Origin of the sequence: Streptomyces sp. NPDC090741 (genome assembly GCF_044769045.1) — a bacterium.
Taxonomy (GTDB): Bacteria; Actinomycetota; Actinomycetes; order Streptomycetales; family Streptomycetaceae; genus Streptomyces.
Map to the genome: position 1 here is coordinate 66344 of NZ_JBIVXF010000010.1, position 22083 is coordinate 88426.

The window sequence follows — 22083 nt, forward strand, 5'->3', positions numbered from 1 at the left end:
GCTTCGAGAGATGAGGGACATCCATACTCTCGCGTCATGAATCGTTCTGCCGACGTCACAAGCGTGCAGTCCCGAAGCGGCGTGCGACAACTCTTTGGCGAGAGCCGTATCGGAGGCGATCTGAGCCGTGTGGGCGTGGCAAGGAGGCATATTTTTGCCGCAGTCATGGGCCTGGCTCCGAGCTTCCTGTCGGCAGCGGCTGCTGACACCTCGCCGTGGTCCAGGCACATCACTCGCCGTACAATGCTGCGGTTCAGTCTGGGTGCTGCTGGCGCGGTCGGCGCCGGCATGACCGCCGTCGGCTGTAGTGGCGCCGATGGTGGCAGCAGCGGTGGCCCCAGCGGGGGTGGAGGCGGAGGGGATGCCGATCCACCGCGTTTCTGGCGCCACCTCACCAGCGTCGGCTGTTGGATCCACTCGTCGCCAGCGGTGTCAGGCGGGGTGGTGTACGTCGGCACGAGCAGCCCCGCGAACGTGTACGCCCTGGACGCGGCCACCGGCGCCGAAAAGTGGGCCTTCACCCCCGAGTCCGCCGTCTACTCATCGCCCGCAGTCGTCGACGGGGTGGTGTACATCGGCAGCACCGACGGAAACCTGTACGCCCTGGATGCGGCCACCGGTACCCGGAAGTGGGCCTTCAACACCGGCGGCGGGGTCAACTCGTCGCCCGCAGTCGTCGACGGGGTGGTGTACTTCGGCAGCGAGGATCTGATCGGCAGCATCGACGGTACCGTGTACGCCCTGGATGCGGTCACCGGTACCGAGAAGTGGACCTTCACCACCGGCAGCACCGTCAAGTCGTCGCCGGCAGTGGTCGGCGGGGTGCTGTACGTCGGCAGTGCTGACAAGAACGTGTACGCCCTGGACGCCACCACCGGCGCCAAGAAGTGGGCCTTCACCACCGGGGGCGGGGTCGACTCATCGCCAGCGGTGGTCAACGGGGTGCTGTACATCGGCAGCGGGGACGGGAGGGTGTATGCCCTCGATGCAGCCACCGGCGCCAAGAAGTGGGCCTTCACCGCCGGCGGCGAGGTCGACTCGTCACCGACAGTCGTCGATGGGGTCGTGTACGTCGGCAGCGGGGACTGGAACGTGTATGCCCTGGACGCGGCCACCGGCGCCAAGAAATGGGACTCCGCCGCCGGCAACTGGGTGAGATCGTCGCCAGCGGTCGTCGACGGCGTGGTGTACTTCGGCAGCGGGGACGACAAGGTGTACGCCCTGAACGCGGCCACCGGCGCCAGGAAATGGTCCTTCAAAACCGGCAGCAACGTCAGTTCGTCGCCCGCGGTGGTCAATGGGTTGGTGTACATCGGCAGCGACGATGGGTACGTGTATGCCCTGGACGCAGCCACCGGGGCAGGCCCGCAATCATCTCCTCCGCCTGACACGGCGCCCGCTGCCAAGGTGTAGTCGCCCAGGTCTCGTCCTGCCCGGTGCCGTTGCCCATCGCTGTGCCGGGATCGCGCCGCACGACGGGTGAGCGTGCCCGATCAGCCGGCTCGACAAGGTACGGCAGGCGACCAATTCTAGCCATCGAGACCTGATTCACATGGTCCGGAAACTCGCTCTTGCGGCGAACAATTCACAAAGAGCGCGAATGCAACCACACCTGATCATCGGGGGAATCCATGGCTAATCCGCCGGCTCCGCCACCGCCCTCCGGCTCCGGCGCACCGGATCCCGATCCAGGTACCACAGCACCGGACCCGGCCCCGCTCCCAGACCCGGTTCACAACGGGGCGCCGGAGCCTGCCCCGGAGCCGCCTGCCCCGGAGCCGCCTGCGGCAGAACCGCCGGGACCGACCGCCTGGAATGTCTTGGCTGACGAGCGCCTGCCGGGTTTCCGCCGGCTGCCGCCGAAGCATCGTGCTCTGTACATGGCGGTCGCGGCCGTGGTGATCGTGGGAGGCATCCTGTTCGCGTACTACGCGAACTACGGGCTGGACCGGGCCACGTCCTCCGACCGGGCACGCTCGGACAAGAACGCGGAGAAGACCGTCGACCGCGAACAGCCCGCTTTCGTCTCCACCATCACCCCCCGCGACTACGAACAGGACATGCCCGAAGCCGTCGTCATACTGCTGGACCGGCCGTTGACGGCCACTGAACAGGCCGCCCTCACTGCCCTCAGCGGGGGCAACAAGTCGAAGGTCTGGGCGTTCATGAAACCCCTCGGCGGTCGTATTGTCGAGTACACGTCGTACCTCCAGATTGCCCTGGAGGATGGCCATGAGATGCCGCGAGGCAAGGCTCAATCATTCAACCTGAATCTGAACAGTGACCGCGGCGCAGGACTCACCATCAACGCGATGACCGCAGTCAAGGACGCATGCAGCGCACCAGCCGCACAGACCCTTATCGACATACCGCCAGCCGGCTCCAACCCCCGTCCGGGCCTGCTGTGGGACATGACCGGAGGGACAGCAGACCAGCCGGAGGGACCGTACGTCCTCGACGAGGGCGAGTCCCAGGGGAAGCAGTACTTCCGCCACAACGCCATCGACCTGGGCAACGGCCAGTCGAACATGGCCTTCCGGGTCCAGCCGCAGGTAAGCGACCAGACATGCAAATGGCACATCAACGCCTCGTACACCGATACCACCGGCCCGCACACCCAACGCATCCCGACCGGGACGGCCACCATCACCACGGAGGCAGTCCCTCAGAACCCGGCTCAGTACTTCGGGTGGGTCATATCCCAGGGATGGGGCTGCATCGGCCAGATGAGCCAGCAAGGCTGCAAAGCCACCAAAACCCTTGAGCGGACACACTCCGAACGGCCAGCTTGATGCGCTCGTGCTCGGCCGGCGGCGCGGGCACATGACTTCCGCATACGGGCGGCTTGAGTACTTCGGCGCGGCGGGGCCGCGGCCCGACGGGCCTGAGCTCCCGGCGCCCGGGCGGTTACCAGGACTCGCCAGCCGCGGCGACAACGCGTTGCGCCTGGCTGCTCCGCACCCGTCCGCGGCGGGCGCACGTCCCGCCGTACGACCGTCGCCCCCCTCGTGAAAATCGGAGCCGTTCCCCGGATCCAGATACACCGACCCGCCGCTGACCGTTGGAGGCCTTGGTGTTCTCCACCAGGGCCTCCAAATGGCCCTCCAGCTCCGGCAGGGTGCTAAAGATCCGACGGTCGGCCGCGGCGGGTTCACCGCACAGCACGGTCAGCTCTTCGAGCCGATCGGTGATCGCCTCCAGCACCGCGGTCTGCAGCGCCCCCGTCGAGGCCAACAGCTCAAGGGCGTGCCGCAGCCCGGCAAGCGCGGCCTCACCCCGGCGGGTCAACGAGTGGTGCAGGTTACGCCGCTCGTACTCCTCGGCCGTACGGTAATTCTCGGCGTGGTTGTGGACCGCGTCGAGGAGTTCCCACCCCACCCGCCGTTTCAGCACGTCGTGCAGTTCCTCGTCCTCGAGGTCCGCGACCCAGCCCACCGCACGCAGCCGCTCGCGTAGGCCGTCGAGCCCGAGCGTGGTCTCCAGGTACTCGCCGGCCACGCCGAACGCCTCGAACACGGCCCCGTTCAGATCGGCCGGAGTCGGGTGCGAGGACCCGCTGGACGAAGCGGCCGCACAGGTCGGGTATGGCGTCACAACCTCCCCGACCGTGCGGCCGTTGTCACGTCACGGCTGACCGCGTCTCTGACGGACCGACTCGCTACTCGGCAGGCTCGGCGGTCAGCGCGGTGGCGACACGTCGGAAGCCGAGTCGAGCATAGATCCGGGCGACGTCATCGTCGCCCGCCGACAAGAAGACGGTCTCCACTCCTCGCGATCGGGCGTCGGCCACCAACGCCGCGGTGACCGCGATCCCAAGGCCACGACGGCGCGCGGTGGGCAGCGTCCCGACACCGACGATTTCACTGACCGATCCGACTGGCTGGTGCTGGCCCGCGCACACCGCCGTCCCACCTTCCACCGCTGCGGCCACCAAAGTCAGACCCGCCTCGATCCGCGCCACCACGCGTTCCACCGACCCGTCACCTGCTCGGGCACGCACGGCTTCCGCCAGCTCGGTGACTCCCGCCAAGCCGACACCCGTTCCGGGCTCCGCGAAGGCAAGATGCGGCACGGCCAGCGCGCTCGCCAGCGCCGGGTCGTCCGGACCCATGGTCCGCACCCACAATCCGCCGGACAACTCGTCCACAGCGGGCACCAGGGCGCCCGGGTCGAGCACCATCAAAGGGTGCTCGTGAACCACAAGCCCCGAGTCCTCGATCGCGGCCCGCAGCGTGGGCGTGGTCTCGGCGATCCACTCGAAACTCTCTGGGATCCCTAGTTGACGCTGCCGGGCACGAACCCGGTCCACAGCGGCGGCGCTCACCGCGCCAGACCATCCCCGAGCCGGACGTGCGTAGAACGGCCATCCCTGGCCTTCCCGTACGAACAGAGTCAACGGTCCGAGGTCCTCGACCCGGGCACCATGACGCGGTACCGCGTCGTAGTACCACTCAAGTCGGTCCAGCAGCACCCGATCAGGGCGATCATCAAAATCCACAGAAGTCACGCGGGGCATCCAAACACCAGGTCACCGACCACCGCCACCGCATTACGACTCGCCCACGACTACCTTCCGCGCGGACGATCAGGCACGGGACAGCAATATCGCGTACCAAGTCGTGGGAGGTCGATTTCGTCCGATGTTTCATCCCTGAACAGGCTGTTTGGCGTCCTTTTCGGGTACCGCCAGGACCGCAGGCGACGCCCAGGCGCCACCCGCCGGCTCCCCCGGAGGGGGTGGATGAGGCCTCTGGAGCCGCGTGAGCTGACGCAGGCGCTCCGGGGCAGCCCGACGGCTGACGGCAGCCGTTGACGGCAACGTCACCGTACGCAGGAGGGTCCCGACAGATGCCGTGGGCGGCTTCCGTGGCTAGTCAGTCACCCCGGGCCCAGGCTCGGGATGGGGTGGGTGAACTTGCAGAGCAGATGTCCCGAGCCCAGAGGGCCCATGAACTGCCACGTGAAGCCGCCGCTGGGCTGTCCGAAGACGGTCCAGCGGGACCACTTCACACAGAGCAGGATTCACGCCGACACGCTGGCGAAGTGCCTCGTCATGCAGGCTCTGGGCCGTAACTGCGAGCAGCCGACGAAGAGTTTCCCGCTTCTCGCCGTATGGTGTCCGCCCCCTGGGGCTGGGCCCGGGAGCCGACGGTAGGCACAACCCCCTTCGGCGTCGCAACGGCTCAGCCGACAGCGCCGAGGATCGGCGCCCAGGCGGCACCGGTGAGTGCGGCCACCACCTGCTGCTCGGAGAGCGGGGGAGCGGCACGGGTCGGCTTCGGTGTGTCGGAGCCGCTGCCGCCGCCGGTGCTGTTCCACTGCACCAGCTGAAGCTGCGCGCCGGTCGACTTCAGGGTCACCGTCACCGTCCAGCGGCGGGCGGTGTCCGCCCGGGCCGGGTGTTCGGCCGCGTTCTGCTCCGACGTCACCACAGCCCCGCCCGGAATCGCGGCACTGCTCGGCAGCTCGCTCAGTGTGCAGGTGTCGCCTGGGGCACGCGCGGGCGTCCGCTCGCAGCTCAGCCCGTCGCCGTCCTTGAGCGGCAGCTTGAGCCGCATGGCCGAGACGCCGACGAAGGCGGCGCCGTGCCCGTCGTCGACGACCAGTTCACCGTTGGCGACGTACCCACCGTGCGGATCCAAGGGGTTGTTGCTCTGTCCGGTCACCTGACTGAATCGCCCCCCGGGGAGCGTCTGTTCCAGGGCCTGGATCATCTGATCGCCGGTGATCGCAGAACGGGGCGTCGCCAGCGCCACCGTCTCCATGTCGGAGCCCGCGGAGTGGATCCGTGCAAGCGCGCCGGGAATCACCAGGGCGGCTCCCGCGATCACGGCGCAGGCGCCGACCCCGGCGATGACGCCGGCGCTGCGCCGACGCCGACGGCTCCGCCCGCGCTGGACGGCTCCGCTCAGGAGGGCGGTGAGATCGGGTTCGAGGGAGTTCGTCGTGCGGTCCAGGGCATGTGCAAGGTCTGCTTCGAACGGCATGGTGTCATCACTTCTCTGTCGCTGATGGGGGTGTTGCGGCGGCATGGACCTGCGTGCACCGGCGCTCAATGCGGAACCAGATCGGACAGGCTGTCACCGAGCAGGGCACGCAGCCTGGCGAGTGCCCGGGTGCCCTGCGAGCGGACCGCGCTGCTGCTCAGCCTGAGCATCCGGGCGGTCTCCTCGATGCTGTGGCCCTCCCAATAGCGCAGCAGCAGCACCGCCCGGTCGCGGGGCGGCAGTTGGCCGAGTGCGTCCAGCAGAGTGATCCGCAGTGCGGCGTCAGGGCAGGACTCCGGGCTGTCGGGGATACTTCCGATCGGGCGCTCGCCGGTGCTGCGCCGACGCCGAATGCTGAGGAAGGTACGGACCAGAACCGTCTGGGCATAGGCCGCCGGGCTGTCCGCACCGGCCACCCGGTTCCAGTGCACGTACACCCGGCTGAGGGTCTCCTGGACCAGGTCCTCGGCAAGATGCGTGTCGCCGGCCGCGAGTCCGTACGCCGAGCGGTAGAGCGCCTTTGCCCTCGTGGACACGAACTCCAGGTACTCATCCTCCTGTGCTGATTTCACTCAGTTCCCACCTGTTCGCTTGCTTCGTGATCCCCGTGCATACCCCTCTTGACTACGTGAGACGTCAGGATGTCGCGCGGGCGGGAGCTCTTTCTCTTCCACCGCTGATCATCAGGATGGCCGGGTCGGGCGGGTGACCGCGAAGCCTTGGCCGCGATCATCTTCGCGGCGACTTCGGGCTGCACCTGGCGGCAGCTGCCGCCGGTGTTCCGCCCGGCAATGGCCTACGAACCGCATGGGCGAGTCGGCGAGCGGGCCGGTCGTCCGGCTTCGCTGCGACGTCTTCGACACCCAGGAGCCGAGCCATCTCTGTCGCGCACGTCAGGAATGAACGCGGTTCCAAGCCGCCGCGCTGTTCGTCTTCGGTCACGACAGCATGGCTCTGTTCACGAGAACGGGTTCTGGCTCAGGTTGTGTGGTCCGTGCACTGTGAGTGACCGCTGAACTTCCTGTGACGCCACCGGAAGTTGCCTCGAAATGAGCGGTGGCAGGAGCGACTGCCCCGACAGTTCGGGCTGTGAAAGAGGTCTTGCTCCGGCTGGACGAGCTGCTGTTCCCGTCGATCGACGACGTCGCGGTGCTGTCGGTGGACGTGAACATCGCGATAGTGCGTGTTGAAGTGCGGTGTACCGCCGCGGGCGCCTGGTGCCCGGGTTGCGGAACGTGGTCCTGCCGGGTTCACGGCTCCTACCTGAGGTTTCCCGCTGATGTTCCGAGTGCGGGACGAAGCGTCGTACTCCAGCTGCGGGTCCGCCGGTTCACCTGCCGGAACGCCGAGTGTGGACGTCACACGTTCGTCGAGCAAATACCCGGCCTGACCCGAAGGCACGGTCAGCGGACCGAGCGGCTTCGCTCGACCCTGGCCGCGATCGGCCTCGCCCTCGCGGGCCGGGCCGGCGCCCGCCTGGCCCACGTCATCGGCGTGCCGATCAGCCGCAGCACGGTCCTGCGGCTGATCGACGCACTTCCCGAGCCGGAGGTGCCAGCCCCGCGAGTGGTCGGCGTCGACGAGTACGCCACCCGCAAAGGCCGGAACTACGGCACCGTCCTCGTGGACGTCGAGACCCGCCGACCGGTCGACCTGCTGCCCGACCGGGAGTCATCGAGCCTGGCCGCGTGGCTGGCCGAACGGCCCGGAATCGAGGTCGTATGCCGGGACCGCGCCCCGTTCTTCGCCGAGGGCGCCACCGTCGGCGCACCGCAGGCCGTGCAGGTCGCGGACCGGTGGCATCTCTGGCACAACCTCAGCGAAGCCGCTGAGCGGAGCATCGCCCAGCACCGCCAGTGCCTGCGCGTCCTGGTCCCTGAGGCGCCTGAAACGACTGAGGAGGAGTCCGACCCTGCAGAGGAGTCGTCCATTTCGCCATGGCCGACCGGGCACCGGTTCGCCGACCGAACCCGAACCGTTCACGCCACCGTCCATGCCCTGGTGGAGGCAGGACACAGCCGTCGCGCGATCCAGCGGCAACTCGGCATGACGAGCCGAACCGTCAAACGGTACGCGGACGCCGCCACGCCGGAAGACCTCTTCACCGGTCAGTGGCAGGCCCGGACCTCCGTCCTCGACGAGTACAAGACCTACCTCGACGACCGCTGGAACGAGGGCTGCACCAACGCCTGGAAACTGTGGGAAGAAATTATCCCGCTCGGCTACGAGGGCAGCTACCAGCGCGTTCGCGCCTACCTCCGCCAGAAGCGCACCTCGCCACGGCCTGTGACAGCCCGGCCGCCCTCACCCCGGGCAGTCGCCGGGTGGGTTCTGCGCCGCCCGGAAAACCTGTCCGATGCCGAGCAACTCCACCTGAAGAACGTCCGGGCCAACTGCCCCGAGATCGACGCCCTCACCAGGCACGTCCGGTCCTTCGCGACCATGCTCACCGAGCGCCAGGGCGAGCGGCTACCGGACTGGCTCGACGCCGTGAAACAGGACGATCTCCCGAGCCTCCACACTCTTGCGGCAGGTATCGACCGCGACCGCGATGCAGTGATCGCTGGCCTCACCCTGACCTGGAACTCCGGAGTCGTCGAAGGTCATGTCAACCGGATCAAGATGCTCAAGCGTCAGATGTTCGGCCGCGCTGGCTTCGCCCTGTTACGCAAACGTGTGCTTCTAGCCTAAAAACTAGTTGGTCTGCAACTACTTCAGGAGCCGGAAGCCGGGCTGCCGAGCCCACGCTCTGAGGAACTCCGCTGAACCGTAGGCGGCAGGCCACGGATCCGTCATCGTCGCGATGATGCCTGGAAGGTCGGTCACGATCGGGACTTGATCCTCAAGAAGTTCGGCGTTGGCGACGCCGCCGATCACGTCCATGACAGCAGCGGTCAGCAGGGCCGTGACGACGTGGTCGACCGGCCTGTTGCAGAACGCTATGACGTCGACGGCGTGGGTCGGGGTGAATCCGATGAGGGGTTTCTGGTCGACTTCGTCGGCGTGCTCGGCCTCGAAGATGTTCTCGTCGCCGATGCCGGGTCCCATGAGAGAGACCATGACGGGCCGGCGTCCGTCGATGCCCCCGGTTTCGGCGATGCCGAGGCTCTCCGCGTGAATGTTCAGGTCGTACTCGCCGACCCGCTTCTCCTCAAAGTGAGATGAGGAACGGACAAGGAGTTCCCGGAGCCGCTGGATGGATACGGGTGGGACGGGCTCCGCCAACTCAATCACCAACACCGGACCGCTCATGACGCGAGCCTAGCCAGCCTGGGCTCCCATCCCCAACCGATTACTCAGCGTGCCCTCACCACACAACCTGAGCCAGAACCCGAGAACGAGCAGCACCTGTACGCCTCATGGGGAGTCGGTCTGGAGCAAGGCTCAAGACCTGTGGATCGGTTCCGAGAGGCACGCGGAGGGCGTACCTTCCCGAATGATCCTTCGATGGTCACCGAATAGGCCCGCGTTGCAGCGAGGGTCGGGAAGGCATGCTCGTGCTCAGCGTAGTCACCGCCGACGGCTCCACCCAGTCCGGCTCCGTGATCGACGAGATCGTCCGCGAAGGCGCCCGACGCATGCTTGCCGCCGCGCTGGAGGCGGAAGTCAACCAGTACATTGCCGAGTTGGCAGGAGAGACCGACGAGGCCGGCCGACGCCTCGTGGTCCGCAACGGCCACCACCGGCCCGCACCGTGGTCACCGCGGCCGGGCTGTCGCCAGCCAGGGTGACCCGGCTGACGAAGCAGTGGGGCGACGAGCACTCCGCATTCCAGGAGCGTGACCTGTCGGACCGCGACTTCGTCTACGTGTGGGCCGACGGCGTGCACCCCAAGGTCCGCCTCGGGCAGGCGCACTCGTGCGTGCTGGTCCTGCTCGGGGTGCGGTTGGACGGAACCAAGGAGCTGATCGCCCTTGCGGAGGGCCCGCGGGAGTGCATCACGGGATAGCACCCGACCCAAATGAAACAGCCGTTATTGGCACGATTACATGACAAGTAATCAGTAGGGGTTGAATTGATGTAACCGCCCTATTCCTTCGGAATGCTGCGGTGTCATATTCGCATCAGATCGCCCCGCTCATCTCGTTGCACCCATCAGGGGGAAGGCAGGAACATGGGCAAATTCAGGTATGGAACCACGGCGTCGGCCATCGTGCTGGCCGCCTTGGGATCGCTCGCGGCCCAGGGAGGCACGGCTCACGCGGAAGCGGGCCAGGACACCATCAGCATGCTGAAGCAGGAGAAGACCCAGTGGTGCTGGGTCGCCTCCGGGTTGACCATCGCCAAGTTCCAGGGCTTAGGCTCCACGCAGACGGACTTCTGCAACCGGGCCCAGCCCTACTACGGCTGCAACAACCAACCCGCCACGCTCGACGACATGGCCAGGGGTTGGAGCAGCCTCGGCATGGCCCACACCGGCTCGGGCCTGAACAGCGCGGCCACGTTCAACCAGGTGTACACCGATGTCAAGGCGGCCCGGCCGATCGGTGCCCGCATCGGGTGGGCGTCCGGTGGCGGCCACATGAACGTGGTCTACGGCTTCGACACGTCCAACAGCACGATCGCCGTGGCCGACCCCTGGCCGGACACCACCACGTACACGTGGTGGAACTACAACGACTACGTGAGCAACAGCTCGTCGAAGTGGACCCACTCCCGCATCGGTATTTCCCGCTAAGGCAGGCGACATGCGCGACACCGAAATGTCCGGCAAGCGGACGGGCTCTCGCTTCTCCCGCCTGTCCATCGTCATCGCACTGAGTGCATCCGCACTGCTGTCTGTCGTCGGTCCGGTCCATGCGGCCCCGGACAAGGACCCTCTCCCGGCAGACATCCCCGACTATCAAGCCGCCCTCGACGCGGTGAAGTCCACCGACGTGCGCAACGCCGTCTGCCGATTCCTGCGCACTCCGGTGCCCACCGGTGGTGCCGGCGGGCCGGTGCAGACGATCCCCGAAACGGCCGAGCCGTGCCAGGGCCTCCCGGTCTTCACGATCAAGGACCCGTTGGCACGGAACGAGATCACCCCCGGGTTCGTCGCGGGCACCGCCAAGCCACTGCCCACCGAGGCGGTCAAGCTGACACAGCTGGTCTCCTCGCTCAGCACCACCGTGAACGGCCGCAACGCAACCGTCATGCTCGCCCCCACTCAGGGCGGCGGCTGGCACCTGGCGGCCATCCGCGACGGAGACAGCGACGCCACGTACGCCGGCAAGGCCACTCTGGGCACGCTGGTCTTCACCGAGCCACAGATCCGCGGCTGGTACCAGCTCAAGCTCACCACCGTCGAACCCCTCAACGACGAGGCCAGGCAAGGCCTTGGCGGCCAGGCATCGGTGTCGCTCAGCGACTACCAGAAACTGGTCAAGGCCCGCTACGCCGACAAGCTGCCCGGCTCGGAGTACGACACCAACGGCTACTCCAGCGGCTACAGCCCCCAACGCAAGGCGGACGACGCCTCGTCCTCCACCCTGCTCCTTGTCAGCGGTTCCAGCGCGGCACTCGCCCTCGTGGGAGGGGCCGCCGTGCTCCGCCGGCGCCGGCGCGCAGGCACCTGCTGAGCCGGACCCGTACGCGCTCTCGCTCCGTCCCGGCAGCCAGCCGGGACGGTTCGGGGGGATTGGAGGGTGGCGTCTACGGCCCGTCCGGGCTACCGAGCGGCGCGGTGAGCCGGACTGCCGGCCTTCCTCCGTCAGCGCCGCCAGCTGGACCACTGCAGTACGGGGGCGCAGCGGCAGCCGGCTGTCGATCGCAGCGCGGACATGGGCGGCCGCTCCCGGGTCGTCTGCCTCCATGACGACCGTGACATGGGCGGCGGGCCGCGCCCCGAAGCGGCCGTTCTACGGGCGCAACCCGAGCCACTGGGCGCGGAACGCATCGACGATCGCCTGGAGTCCCGGAACGGTGACGGCGACGAAGCCGGACGTCGTGACGACCTCCTCCAAGAGCAGATCAGCTATCGGGAAACTCGCTGCCCGAGAACGCATGCCCTCCTCGTCCTGATCTGGCAGCGCCGATTCGGGCACGAACGCGTAGAGGAGTGAGACGTGTGCCGGCAGCCCACGATGCACCAGAGCCGGGTCCGTGGTATTGGTGATCGGCGGACAGGGCCAGGCTTCCGCGTCCGCTGTCCGCCTGGTCCACCGAGGACGCCGATGCGCTGGTGCCCTCGCGGCGGGCGGATCTTGCGGTGGTCCGGGCTGTTGAGCCGCCGCTGACCTTGCCAGGAACGCTCACGTGTTCGAGTACCGCGGTTGGATCACGGTCAGGGAGACCCCGGGTGAGGACGAGGACGACGTCCGACTGCGGCAGGTCGTGGATCAGCTCCGGCTTCGCATCGCCTGGAGGGGTACACGCGATCGTGCGCGGCCTTGGCGGCGGTTCAGGCGGTCGAAGTGATCGCTCGGGTGACGGCCGTGATCGCCGGGGCGGGGTGGCCGGGGAGGCGCGCCACGAGCACCCGGCGGATCTCGGGGGGTGCGCCGTCGACGCGCAGCAGGCTCACCCCGGGCGGCAGCACCGGTGAGAGCCGGGACGGCACCGTCGTCACACCGAAGCCGCCGGCGACCAGCTGGAGCTTCGTCAGCCAGTCGCGCGCGGAGTGGATGACGCGAGGCCGTCCGGGCAGGCCGGGCCAGACGCCGAGCAGAGGCTCAGAGCTCGATGATGGGCTGGCGATCCACGCGGCGTCTACCAGCTCGTCGACGTGCACCGTGGTGCGTCCGGCGAACTCTCCGGTCGACGCCACCGCCACGACCAGTTCGGTGTCCGCGACGGTCTCGACGTGCAGGCGCGGCGAGTCGCCGTCGAAGGGCCGGTGGGGTGGGCGGGACGTCAGCACGGCGAGGTCGAGCGAGCCCGCGCGCAGCGCCCGGATCAGAGTGGGCGTGGTGCCCTCGCTGGTGGTGACCGTGATCTGTGGGCCGGCTGCCGCGAGGTGTGCGAGTGCGATGGGCAGGATCGCCGCGCCCGCGCTCAGGAACACCCCGAGCCGCACCAGTTCGGCACGCGGGACGGTGCCGGTGAGCTCACGCTCGGCCGCTGCGAGCGAGGCCAGGACCGTGTGGGCGTGCCGCAGCAGGGTCAAGCCGGAGGGGGTGAGCCGTACCCCGTCCGGGCGGCGTTCGAACAGGGTGGTGCCCACGCTGCGTTCGAGGGCTGCGGCCTGGCGTGAGACGGCCGACTGCGTGTAGCCGAGTCGGGCAGCTGCCGCGGTGAAGCTGCCGGACTCAGCGATCTGCCGCAGGACCCGCAGTCCCGTGCTGGAGATGTCCATGCGACATACGCATACCACGAATGCCAGATCGTCGCTTCCCGCATGCTCACCCAGCTCCTAGTGTCGATCCCACGAGCAGGGACAAACACGGAGGTCATCACGTGCGAGCAGCAGTTCTGACGCAGTTCGGCGCCCCGCTCACGGTGCGGGAGGTGCCCGACCCCGAGGCCGGGGGCGGAGAGGTGGTGGTCGAGGTCCTCGCCGCCAGCGTGGCGCCGTACGCGGCCGAGGTCTTCGGCGGCAAGCGGAACTACCCCCTTGTCCCTCCTGTCGTGCCCGGTGTCGGTGGCGTGGGGCGGATCATCCACGTCGGCCCGGACGCCACCCGGCTGCGCGTCGGCGACCTGGTGTGGTGCGATTCGACGGTGCGCTCGCGGGACGACGCCCTGACGCCCGACATCACGCTCCAGGGCTGGAGCTCGCGCGGCGAGGGCGGTGCGCGGCTCGCCCGGTACCTGCACGACGGTTCGTTCGCCGAGCTCATGCGGGTCCCGACGGAGAACGTCTTCCCGCTGCCCACCGTGGCAGGGGAAGATCCGGCCCGCTGGGCCGCACTCACCGTGCACGCCATCTCCTACGGCGGGCTGCTGGCAGGCGGGCTCGCAGCCGGCGAGACGCTACTCGTCAGCGGGGCCACCGGCAACCTCGGCAGCAGCGCGGTCGCGGTCGCGCTCGCGATGGGAGCGGGCCGCGTGGTCGCCCCGGGCCGCAATCAGGCCGCGCTCGACCTCCTCGCCGACCGGTTCGGTCCGCGTCTGCGCCCGCTCCCGCTGACCGGAGACGAGGCCACCGACCGCGCGGCGATGTCCGCGGCGGCCGACGGTCCGATCGACATGGTGATCGACCTGCTCCCGCCGAGCGCACCCAGCTCGGCGTCGCGCGCGGCGGCCATGACCGTCCGCGAGTACGGTCGCGTCGTCCTCATGGGCGGCGTCGGCATGCTCGGTGGCGACGACCTCGCACTCCCGTACCCATGGATCATGCGCAACTCGATCACCGTGCGCGGGCAGTGGATGTACCCGCGCACAGCCAATGTCGGCATCATCCGGCTCCTCACCTCGGGCACTCTGGATCTCGCCCCCGAACGAGTCCGGTCGTTCGGCCTCGAGGCCGTCAACGACGCCATCACGTACGCCGCCGCGCACGGCGGCCCGTTCGACCGCACCAGCCTCACCCCACCGGCTGGCTGACAAGGCCCACTGATCCCCACCACCCGCACGACCGCCGTTCTTACGAGCACAGGCGGCCATACTGCTGCTGTTTGACGTGAACGAAGCCAATCGGGGCTCGGCCGGTTACTGCTTCCTGGCGAAGCCGCCAGTGTCGACCTCGGCAAGGCTCGTGACGGTCTTCCGGGTGATCGCGAGGTGCTTGAGGTGCGCCTCGGCCTCCCGCAGCCGGGCCTGCAGTTCGCCGATCTGTGTGCGGAGGTCGTTGACCTGGGCCCGGGCGGCGTCCTCCTGGAGGTCCAGCGCGTCGAGCAGGGGCTGGATGTTCATGCGGTCACCGCCTGCGGTTCGTGCCAGGTGGGAGCGTTCGCGCCAGGTGGGAGCGTTCGCGCCGGTGAGGCGGCGGATCACGACGTGGGACATCGACCAACAGACGCGGGAGGCGGACGGCGAAGGGCGGTGCTCGTAGTCGCGGATCAGACGCCGGTGCAGTATCAAGATCCCGTAGGTCTGCTCGACCCTCCACCGCTTCGGCTGCGGCACGAACCCCTTGTCCTGAGGGGTGCGTTCGACGATCTCAACGTCGATGCCCAGGTTGGCGCCGTGCATGACCACCTGGCTCTTGAAGCCCTGGTCAACCAGCGCCTTGCGGACGGTGTCGCCGGCGTGTTCGGCGACCTGGTCAAGCCTGGGGAATTACGTGAACTTACCCCTGGGGAATAACGCGAACGTTCACAGCCCCGGCCGCGCCCTCCAGCACTCTGAAGACGCCATCAGCCGGCCCGATGACCGCAGCGAACCACCGCTCTGTGTAGCTCCCATCCGCTGACGTTGCCGTCAACTACTGCCGTCAGACGCCCCCAGCACACACGAGCGGCCCCACCAGAATCCGGTGGGTCCGCTCGCCTTTTATTCCTGCTGACACCACCGGTGTCGGCCGACTGTCGCTCCCGACCGACCGACCGGCTCACCGGATCAACCGGCGGTAGCCGATGAGGACTGCGGCTATGCCGACGAAGGCAAGGAAGTGTTCGGCTTTGCGTTCATAGCGGCGGTGGAGCCTGCGGCAGCCCGCCAACCAGGACACGGTTCTTTCGACAACCCACCGATGCCGGCCCAGCCGCTGTGAGGACTAGACGCCCTTGCGGGCGATGCGGTGGCGGATCCCCTGCTGGCGGAGCCATCGGCGCCGGTGGTTGTAGTCGTAGCCTCAGTCCGCATGCAGCTTGGCCGGCCGTCGGCGCCGGGGCCCGCGGCGGGAGCGGATGGGCGGGATGCCGCGTACGAGCGGCTCCAGGCCCTGGCTGTCGTGCATGTTCGCGCCGGAGATGCCCAGGGACAGCGGTAGACCATTCCGGTCGGTGATCAGGTGGATCTTCGATCCCGGTTTGCCACTGTCACCCCGGAGGCGGCACCGTCCGCGGCGCCGACCGGGGCAGTGGCGTCGGCGCCGGTCCGCTACGCCATTACGCCATGAGCAGACCGGGCATCGGGGGCGACGCATGCTCATTGCCCGCTGCGGAACTTGTCGAGTCTCTCCGCGAAGGCCTTGGTCTCCGCGATCAGGTGCGCACGGGCGTCTTCCTGGTTCTTGTTGCCCTGGTCCTTGAACGCGGCCGCGAAATGGGGTTGGAGTTGGGTCCACCAGCCCTGGTCCAGCATCGCCCAAGCCTGCGGACACAGCGGGGCGCGGGTCTTCGGCAGGTAGCGGGCGCCGACCAGGGGGCCTTCGTACTTCTTCGGGTCGCTTCCTTCGAGGTAGCAGAGGAAGTTGAAGACCCGCGCCTGGGTGACGGGGTGATCGCTGGAGAGCCCTTCCAAGGTCATCCTGCCCTCCTTGCGGGCGAGCTCGTCGAAGACGAGCGCAGCCGCGAGCGAGGGAGCCGACCCCACCTCGTTGACGGTGTAGAACGATGCGAATCCGTCGGCGGCGTCTTCCTCGAGTCCCAGGTTCGCCAGCATGAGCTGACGCTGCAGGGCGTGGCCCAGTTCGTGGCCGAAGATGAACTGGGTCGACAGCGCGGTCAGGCCGTCGGCGTTGTACTTGTCCTGGGGGAACACGGTGGGACGCTCGACGGTCTTGGCCACGTTGGCGGCGATTCCCTGGACCTGCGTGAGGAACTCCGGGGGCACGTAGATCGTTCTGCCGTCGGGCTGAGTGACCGCATCCTCGACCCCGGGCGGGACCTTGTCGGTGACCTTCACGGCCAGGTCATGCGGGAGGGCGAGTGACGTGTTCACCCATTCGGCCGCCTGCTCCAGGACACGGGCCTTGCGGACCACCTCGACGGCATGCCGGTTCTTCGGTGCGATCGCATCGTCCTCGTAGACGACCACGACCTTGCCTTTGGCCTCATCCTTGTCATCGCCGCCGCAGGAGACGAGTGTGAAGCCGACGACGAGGAGCACGCCCGCCATAGCAGTCCGCACAACGGTCGAGTAGCCACCACTGCTCACCGCCCGATTATTTCGGCCCGACCCTCCCACCAGCGCACGACACCCCACCGCGTTCGGGTTCATGATGCTCGCCCAGGAGGACTCAAGTGTCAGCGTGCCACCCGTCGGGCTCGGCGGGCGGGGCAGTGGGGCTGGTTGACCTGCTGTTTCATCGTGCTGTGGCGAGGTGGTGCACGGTGGCGACGGCCTGCAACGCGTGTTGGAGGCCGTCGTGTTTCTGGCGGCAGTTGCGGAGGATCTTCCAGGTCTTCATGCGGGCGACAGTGTGTTCGACGCGGGCGCGAACGCGTCGGTGGCCGGCGTTGTCCTCTTCCTGACCGCGCAGGAGGGGGCGGCTGGCTTGTCTGCGGTGCGAGACGATCAGTCCGGTGCCCAGGTAGGCGCCGTCGGCGGTGACTGTCGTCCCGGCTGCCGCGGCCGGCAGATCCGGCGCCAGACGTGGACGTCGGCCTTGTTGCCCGGCGCGTAGCGGGCGCTCGCGACCACAAGCCGACTGTCCGCGCCGATGTTGGTCTGCACGTTCCGCGAAGAGGAGGCCGAGGAAGCGGGCGCGGAGGAATGGGATGCCCGGGCGGGCCAGCAGTCACTCGCCCGCAACCAACGGGCCGTCGTCGTATCCCTTGATCAGCACACCCGGATCCTGTCACCAGCCACTGACACCCTTCGATCCGGGATCGGTGTGGAGGCGCCGCCCAGTTACGGGACAGCTCTTAGGCGGGCTGCGGGGCGGGCGTTTCCGGAGCGGCCGTGACGTTGTGGGTCTCGCGCATGATCAGCAGGCCGTTGACCACCATCAGTGTCGCGGTCAGGCAGTGGACGCCGAGCGCGGTGGCCACGGAGCCGTGGTGGGCCAGCACGTTGGTCATGTCGCCGTACGCGGCGAGTGCTTCCACCAGCAGCACCCAGCCCAGCGCCCGGCGGTGACCCGTCACCAGCAGGATGCCCAGAACCAGGGCCAATACGACGTCGCGGATTCCCTTGATGGTCAGGAAGCCGTCGCCGTCGCCGGCTGGCCAGCTCGGCAGGCCGTAGCCCGGCGCCGTCGTCTCCGGGCTCAGGATGTAGTCCGTCCCGAACCAGAGGATGAAGAGGATGGAGGCGGCGGCCAGGACGGTGTTGATCTTCTTCAGCGACATTGTTCTTCTCCAGGTGAGTCTTCGTGAGCTTGGTGGAGCTTGCCGAGTCGGGTGGGCCTGGTCAGGCCGTGCGGACGCGGCCGATCGAGGGGCGCAGCTTGCTGGGATCGCAGTTGTGGGATCTGAGCGGCAGCTGCATTCCCGAATGTCGGGATTTCGGTGGTCAGCCGCCCCCGAGGAGTGGGGGATTGGCACCGGCGCGGCCTCGGCCCGCGGGGTCAGAAAACAGACGCCCTCTCCTGCTCACCCCGACGGGGCAAAAGCCGTCGACATACAGGGGCGAACCAGCGCATGTCGAGGCATCGGTGGTATCAGGTGAGGGCGGCGACCAGCAGGGCGAAAGCGGCGATGATGACGGCGACGCGGATGTAGTGGTAGCGGTCCCAGCGGTTCATCTGCTCCTTCCAGTCGGCGGGCCGGTTCTCGGGGGTCCACGTCTTGCCCCGGTTGTTGATCGGGACGAGCAGCAGGATCGACATGATCACGCTGAGGATCAGCAGGGCGGCGGAGGTGACGACCAGGCCGGTGCCGTGGTGGTGCCATCTGGTGATGGCCCAGACCGCGACGAGGGTGAGCGAGGTGATGTACCAGACCGGCATCAGGGCGCCGAGCATCCGGCCCCCGTGGGCGCGGCCGAGTTGGCCGCTGTCCTCGGGGAGTGCGTTCAGGATCCGGTTGATGACGAAGGCGACGGAGAACTCCACCCCCACCATCACTCCGACGACCACGGTGGTGATGACCTGGAGTGCGTTGAGCATGTTGACCCCTCCTGGGATCTAGCATCGCTAGGTGATGAGGCAACGCTAGTACTACTGCCGCTCGATTGTCTAGCGGTGCTAGGATCGAATCATGTCGGTACAGGAACGCAAGCAGCGCGAACGGGCGGACCGCGAGCGCCTCATCGTGGCGACGGCCCGTGAACTCGCCGAGCAGCAGGGCTGGGACGCGGTCACCACCCGCCGGCTCGCCGAGCGCATCGAATACAGCCAGCCCGTCCTCTACAGCCATTTCCGCGGCAAGCGCGAGATCATCGGCGCCGTCGCCCTGGAGGGCGCCGCCGAGATGGCCGCGGCACTGCGGGCCGCGACCTCCGCCGCGGGCGGACCTCGCACCCGGGTCACCGCCCTCGCCCGCGCCTACCTCGACTTCGCCGAACGCAACCCGGCGGTCTACGACGCCATGTTCCAGCTCGACGGCGGCCTGGCGTTCGCGCACGAGGACACCCCGGAGCCGTTGAAGGACGCATTCGCCGCGCTGCTGGAGAGCCTCGGCGAGGTCGCCGGGGACGGCGTCCACCCGGGGCTGTTCACCGAGGTGTTCTGGGCGTCCCTGCACGGGCTGGCCACCCTGACCCGGGCGGGACGGCTGCCGCCGGAGGACACCGCGCAGAGGGTGGAACTGCTGGTGGACCGGCTCGCCATCGTCTGACACACCACCCCGGCGGGCACGCAGCCGGGGCCCACGGGCGCGGCTGCCTGCCTGCGGCAACGCTTCCGAGGGCCGGCAGCCAGTGCGGCCCACACTCCGATCCGGGCCAGACGCGGCCCGCGTGAGAGGGAGCCGCGGACCGGAACCGTCTCGGGACGCGAGCGGCGCAGCGGCTGGGCGGCCGCTGAACGGGAAGCTGGCCGCACGCGGCGGCGGGGGACAGGAGTCATCGGTGTGCCTTCCGTGGGGTGCTGGTTGTGCATGCACTCCATGGAACGGTCGCCGCCTCACCGCCCGGCTCACCGTCACCAGCCCTGCGCCGTCACGGAACGGCAACGCTTTGACCGGTGAACTCACCGGTGACTCACCACTGCCGTGGCGGAACCTCTCCACCGCAGGTGACAGCCCGGAACGCGGGAGAATCGCCAATTCCTGTTCCTGGAACGGCGGGAGTTCACCGCCGCACTCACCGGTTGCAGCCATCGGTGAGGTCTTCCAGCCAGTTGTGATCAGAGGGTGGTGCGGTGATGCCCGGCGGCCTGTCCGGTGCGTCGCGGCACAGGGCGGTGAGTTCGAGGTCGGCAATTTTTGGGGTGATCTGCCGTCGGCCGCGAAGCGGGCTTCAAGCCCTGGAGGCGGAGCCGGAAAGACCAGGGCGGGGGAGCGAAGCGGACCGGCCCAACGGGCCGTAGGCCCGGACCCCGTGAAACGGGGTCACCTTCCGTGCGTAGCACTTGAGCCCCCGGTCCGCGAAGCGGACTGATGGTGTGTGGGTGTTTGTCGATGGTGGTTCGTCGGTGTGATGTCAGTGTTTTTGTGGTTGTTGGGTAGGGGCTGTTCGGCTGGGGCTTGTTGAGGCTTTTGTGTGCTGACATGGATGCCGATCTGATGCTGCCGTTTTTGGTGGTTGGCCTGGTCGGTCTGTTGCCGATTGGTATGGCGGGTGTGGGGTTGTTGCTGGTCAGGGGTGGTTCAGGTGGTGGCGGATACTCGTCGCGGTGTGGCGGAGTTGTTCGCTGTTGTGGCTGTTGATCAAGGGCAGGAGCTGGCTGTCGGGGGCGTGGTCCTGTAGCCGGCTGTGGGATTTCGCTGCGGACAGCAGGGGCGGGTGTTGTCGGTCAGTGGAACTGAGCAGTCGTCACCCTTCTGACCTGGGGTTGTGCAGGTTGGCTGAGTGAACCGTTCCGGGTTCGGTAGAGACTCGATTCCATGAAAGGATCGAGTCATGGCACGCCCGTCCTCCTATCCCGCTGAGCTGCGTAAACGAGCAGTCCGCATGGTCGCCGAGGTCCTCAGTGACTATCCGACCGAGTCCGCCGCGATCAAGGCGGTCGCCGAGAAGCTCGGCATCGGCTCGACCGAGACGCTGCGTAAGTGGGTCCGTCAGGACCAGATCGACTCCGGCTCCCGTCCCGGGACCACCAGCGAGGAATCTGCGTAGGTCAAAGCCTTGAAGAAGGAAGTCGCCGAGCTGAAGCGGGCGAACGACATTCTGAAAGCGGCGGCAAGTTTCTTCGCGGCCGAGCTCGACCGGCCACACCTGCGCTCGTAGCGTTCATCGACGAGTACCGGGACCGCTTCGGCGGTGTCGAGCCGATCTGCCGCGTACTGACTATGCACGAGTGCAAGATCGCCCCCTCCACTTACTACGCCCACCACAAACGCCTCGCTGGACCGTCCGCGCGGACCGTGCGCGACGAGGAACTCAAGCCCCTGATCCGTGAGGTGTTCACCGCCAACTACCGCGTCTACGGGGCGAGGAAGATCTGGCGGGAGCTGAACCGGCACGGTCACGTCGTGGCCCGCTGCACCGTCGAACGCCTCATGCGCGAGATAGGCATCGCCGGCGCGGTCCGCGGCAAGAGGGTGATCACCACGATCCCGGATCCGTCGGCGGAACGGGCGCCGGACCGACTCGACCGCGACTTCGTCGCCACCGCGCCGAACCGCTGCTGGGTCGCGGACTTCACCCATATCGCGACCTGGGCCGGCGTCGTCTATGTCGCCTTCGTCGTCGACACCTTCTCCCGCCGTATCGTCGGCTGGTCCGCCTCCACCAGCAAGGAAACACAACTCGTGCTGGACGCCTTGGAGATGGCGCTGTGGCAGCGCGACCGTGAAGGCCGCCCCCACACCCCCGGTGACCTGGTTCATCACTCGGATGCGGGCAGTCAATACACGTCATTCAGGCTCGCCGAGCACCTGGACGCTGCCGGTATCGCGGCCTCGATCGGCTCGGTCGGCGACGCTTATGACAACGCCCTGATGGAATCCACGATTGGCCTCTACAAGACCGAACTGATCAAACCCCAGCGGCCCTGGAAGACCCTGTCCCACGTCGAGCTCGCCACCGCCGAGTGGATCGACTGGTACTGCCACCGCCGACTCCACGGAGAGATAGGGCACGTCCCGCCCGTCGAATACGAAGCCAACCACTACCGAGCAGCCACGAAACCCCAGGTCACAGCCACAATCTGAAGTCTCTACCGAACCCGGAACGGTTCAGAGTGAGTTGGAGGCTGTGTCGGCTCACTGAATCTGCGCAGAGTACGGCGCGCCAGTCTCTGAACTGCGGAGCCTCTAGGGTCTGTTGCGAAAATTGGTGGGCCGGACTTTTGGATGGCGGGTGG

The 22083-nt window shown here is 67.8% G+C and carries 17 protein-coding genes and 7 pseudogenes; 11 read left to right on the forward strand and 13 right to left on the reverse strand.

Going from position 1 to position 22083, the window contains the following annotated elements:
- Positions 1 to 36: 36 nt before the first annotated feature.
- Together ACIQU4_RS25880 and ACIQU4_RS25885 are read left to right on the forward strand one after the other, a co-directional pair.
- Positions 37 to 1413 carry a PQQ-binding-like beta-propeller repeat protein gene (locus ACIQU4_RS25880; RefSeq protein ID WP_403735159.1) on the forward strand — a complete coding sequence of 459 codons (1377 nt, stop codon included), beginning with the start codon at positions 37 to 39 and terminating at the stop codon, positions 1411 to 1413.
- Between the two features lie 407 nt (positions 1414 to 1820).
- Complete coding sequence (locus ACIQU4_RS25885) at positions 1821 to 2792, forward strand: hypothetical protein (protein WP_403735162.1); 972 nt, start codon at positions 1821 to 1823, stop codon at positions 2790 to 2792.
- Between the two features lie 262 nt (positions 2793 to 3054).
- On the opposite strand, the pseudogene ACIQU4_RS25890 reads toward ACIQU4_RS25885, so the two are convergent.
- The 4 genes and pseudogenes from ACIQU4_RS25890 to ACIQU4_RS25905 form a co-directional block, all read right to left on the reverse strand.
- A pseudogene (locus tag ACIQU4_RS25890) lies at positions 3055 to 3594 on the reverse strand (DUF2397 family protein); the annotation flags it as partial.
- A gap of 64 nt (positions 3595 to 3658) precedes the next feature.
- Positions 3659 to 4516 (reverse strand): GNAT family N-acetyltransferase, encoded by an 858-nt coding sequence (locus ACIQU4_RS25895; protein ID WP_403735164.1) that lies wholly within the window; start codon positions 4514 to 4516, stop codon positions 3659 to 3661.
- Positions 4517 to 5183: 667 nt separating this feature from the next.
- A complete protein-coding gene (locus ACIQU4_RS25900; protein WP_403735167.1) occupies positions 5184 to 5987 on the reverse strand; it encodes a hypothetical protein in 804 nt (267 codons plus the stop codon).
- A gap of 65 nt (positions 5988 to 6052) precedes the next feature.
- Positions 6053 to 6559 carry a SigE family RNA polymerase sigma factor gene (locus ACIQU4_RS25905; protein WP_403735169.1) on the reverse strand — a complete coding sequence of 169 codons (507 nt, stop codon included), beginning with the start codon at positions 6557 to 6559 and terminating at the stop codon, positions 6053 to 6055.
- A 126-nt stretch (positions 6560 to 6685) separates the two neighbouring features.
- Between ACIQU4_RS25905 and ACIQU4_RS25910 the strand changes: the two are divergent.
- Together ACIQU4_RS25910 and ACIQU4_RS25915 are read left to right on the forward strand one after the other, a co-directional pair.
- Positions 6686 to 6769: pseudogene (locus ACIQU4_RS25910) on the forward strand (IS5/IS1182 family transposase); the annotation flags it as partial.
- 319 nt (positions 6770 to 7088) lie between these two features.
- Positions 7089 to 8678 (forward strand): ISL3 family transposase, encoded by a 1590-nt coding sequence (locus ACIQU4_RS25915; protein WP_403735172.1) that lies wholly within the window; start codon positions 7089 to 7091, stop codon positions 8676 to 8678.
- A gap of 18 nt (positions 8679 to 8696) precedes the next feature.
- On the opposite strand, the gene ACIQU4_RS25920 is transcribed toward ACIQU4_RS25915, so the two are convergent.
- Positions 8697 to 9239: a DUF6368 family protein gene (locus ACIQU4_RS25920; RefSeq protein WP_403735175.1), complete on the reverse strand. Its 543-nt coding sequence runs from the start codon at positions 9237 to 9239 to the stop codon at positions 8697 to 8699.
- Positions 9240 to 9484: 245 nt separating this feature from the next.
- On the opposite strand from ACIQU4_RS25920, the pseudogene ACIQU4_RS25925 reads away from it, so the two are divergent.
- The 3 genes and pseudogenes from ACIQU4_RS25925 to ACIQU4_RS25935 form a co-directional block, all read left to right on the forward strand.
- A pseudogene (locus ACIQU4_RS25925) lies at positions 9485 to 9921 on the forward strand (transposase); the annotation flags it as partial.
- Between the two features lie 180 nt (positions 9922 to 10101).
- Positions 10102 to 10665, forward strand: a complete 564-nt coding sequence (locus ACIQU4_RS25930) for a papain-like cysteine protease family protein (protein ID WP_403735178.1) — start codon at positions 10102 to 10104, stop codon at positions 10663 to 10665.
- A gap of 10 nt (positions 10666 to 10675) precedes the next feature.
- A complete protein-coding gene (locus ACIQU4_RS25935; RefSeq protein ID WP_403735181.1) occupies positions 10676 to 11548 on the forward strand; it encodes a hypothetical protein in 873 nt (290 codons plus the stop codon).
- A 279-nt stretch (positions 11549 to 11827) separates the two neighbouring features.
- Here the strand turns inward: ACIQU4_RS25935 and ACIQU4_RS25940 are convergent, their stop codons facing one another.
- Positions 11828 to 11974 (reverse strand): hypothetical protein, encoded by a 147-nt coding sequence (locus tag ACIQU4_RS25940; RefSeq protein ID WP_403735184.1) that lies wholly within the window; start codon positions 11972 to 11974, stop codon positions 11828 to 11830.
- 250 nt (positions 11975 to 12224) lie between these two features.
- Between ACIQU4_RS25940 and ACIQU4_RS25945 the strand changes: the two genes are divergently transcribed.
- Positions 12225 to 12386, forward strand: a complete 162-nt coding sequence (locus ACIQU4_RS25945) for an Imm7 family immunity protein (protein WP_403735187.1) — start codon at positions 12225 to 12227, stop codon at positions 12384 to 12386.
- On the opposite strand, the gene ACIQU4_RS25950 is transcribed toward ACIQU4_RS25945, so the two are convergent.
- Positions 12370 to 13263, reverse strand: coding sequence for a LysR family transcriptional regulator (locus ACIQU4_RS25950; RefSeq protein WP_403735189.1), 894 nt, complete (start codon positions 13261 to 13263; stop codon positions 12370 to 12372). The two genes, ACIQU4_RS25945 and ACIQU4_RS25950, sit on opposite strands and share 17 nt — an antisense overlap.
- A gap of 101 nt (positions 13264 to 13364) precedes the next feature.
- On the opposite strand from ACIQU4_RS25950, the gene ACIQU4_RS25955 reads away from it, so the two are divergent.
- Positions 13365 to 14453, forward strand: coding sequence for an alcohol dehydrogenase catalytic domain-containing protein (locus ACIQU4_RS25955; RefSeq protein ID WP_403735194.1), 1089 nt, complete (start codon positions 13365 to 13367; stop codon positions 14451 to 14453).
- A 330-nt stretch (positions 14454 to 14783) separates the two neighbouring features.
- Here the strand turns inward: ACIQU4_RS25955 and ACIQU4_RS25960 are convergent.
- From ACIQU4_RS25960 to ACIQU4_RS25985, 6 genes and pseudogenes are all read right to left on the reverse strand, one after another.
- Positions 14784 to 15119: pseudogene (locus ACIQU4_RS25960) on the reverse strand (IS5/IS1182 family transposase); the annotation flags it as partial.
- A 280-nt stretch (positions 15120 to 15399) separates the two neighbouring features.
- Positions 15400 to 15831: pseudogene (locus ACIQU4_RS25965) on the reverse strand (IS5 family transposase); the annotation flags it as partial.
- Between the two features lie 107 nt (positions 15832 to 15938).
- On the reverse strand, positions 15939 to 16850 hold the full coding sequence (locus ACIQU4_RS25970; RefSeq protein WP_403735197.1) for a DUF4344 domain-containing metallopeptidase: 912 nt from the start codon (positions 16848 to 16850) through the stop codon (positions 15939 to 15941).
- Positions 16851 to 17037: 187 nt separating this feature from the next.
- Positions 17038 to 17417, reverse strand: a pseudogene (locus ACIQU4_RS25975) (transposase); the annotation flags it as partial.
- A gap of 182 nt (positions 17418 to 17599) precedes the next feature.
- Complete coding sequence (locus tag ACIQU4_RS25980) at positions 17600 to 18025, reverse strand: DUF4267 domain-containing protein (RefSeq protein WP_403735200.1); 426 nt, start codon at positions 18023 to 18025, stop codon at positions 17600 to 17602.
- 311 nt (positions 18026 to 18336) lie between these two features.
- Positions 18337 to 18783 carry an anthrone oxygenase family protein gene (locus tag ACIQU4_RS25985; RefSeq protein ID WP_403735203.1) on the reverse strand — a complete coding sequence of 149 codons (447 nt, stop codon included), beginning with the start codon at positions 18781 to 18783 and terminating at the stop codon, positions 18337 to 18339.
- Between the two features lie 91 nt (positions 18784 to 18874).
- Between ACIQU4_RS25985 and ACIQU4_RS25990 the strand changes: the two genes are divergently transcribed.
- Together ACIQU4_RS25990 and ACIQU4_RS25995 are read left to right on the forward strand one after the other, a co-directional pair.
- On the forward strand, positions 18875 to 19453 hold the full coding sequence (locus ACIQU4_RS25990) for a TetR/AcrR family transcriptional regulator (protein WP_403731482.1): 579 nt from the start codon (positions 18875 to 18877) through the stop codon (positions 19451 to 19453).
- A gap of 1225 nt (positions 19454 to 20678) precedes the next feature.
- A pseudogene (locus ACIQU4_RS25995) lies at positions 20679 to 21931 on the forward strand (IS3 family transposase).
- Positions 21932 to 22083: the final 152 nt, after the last annotated feature.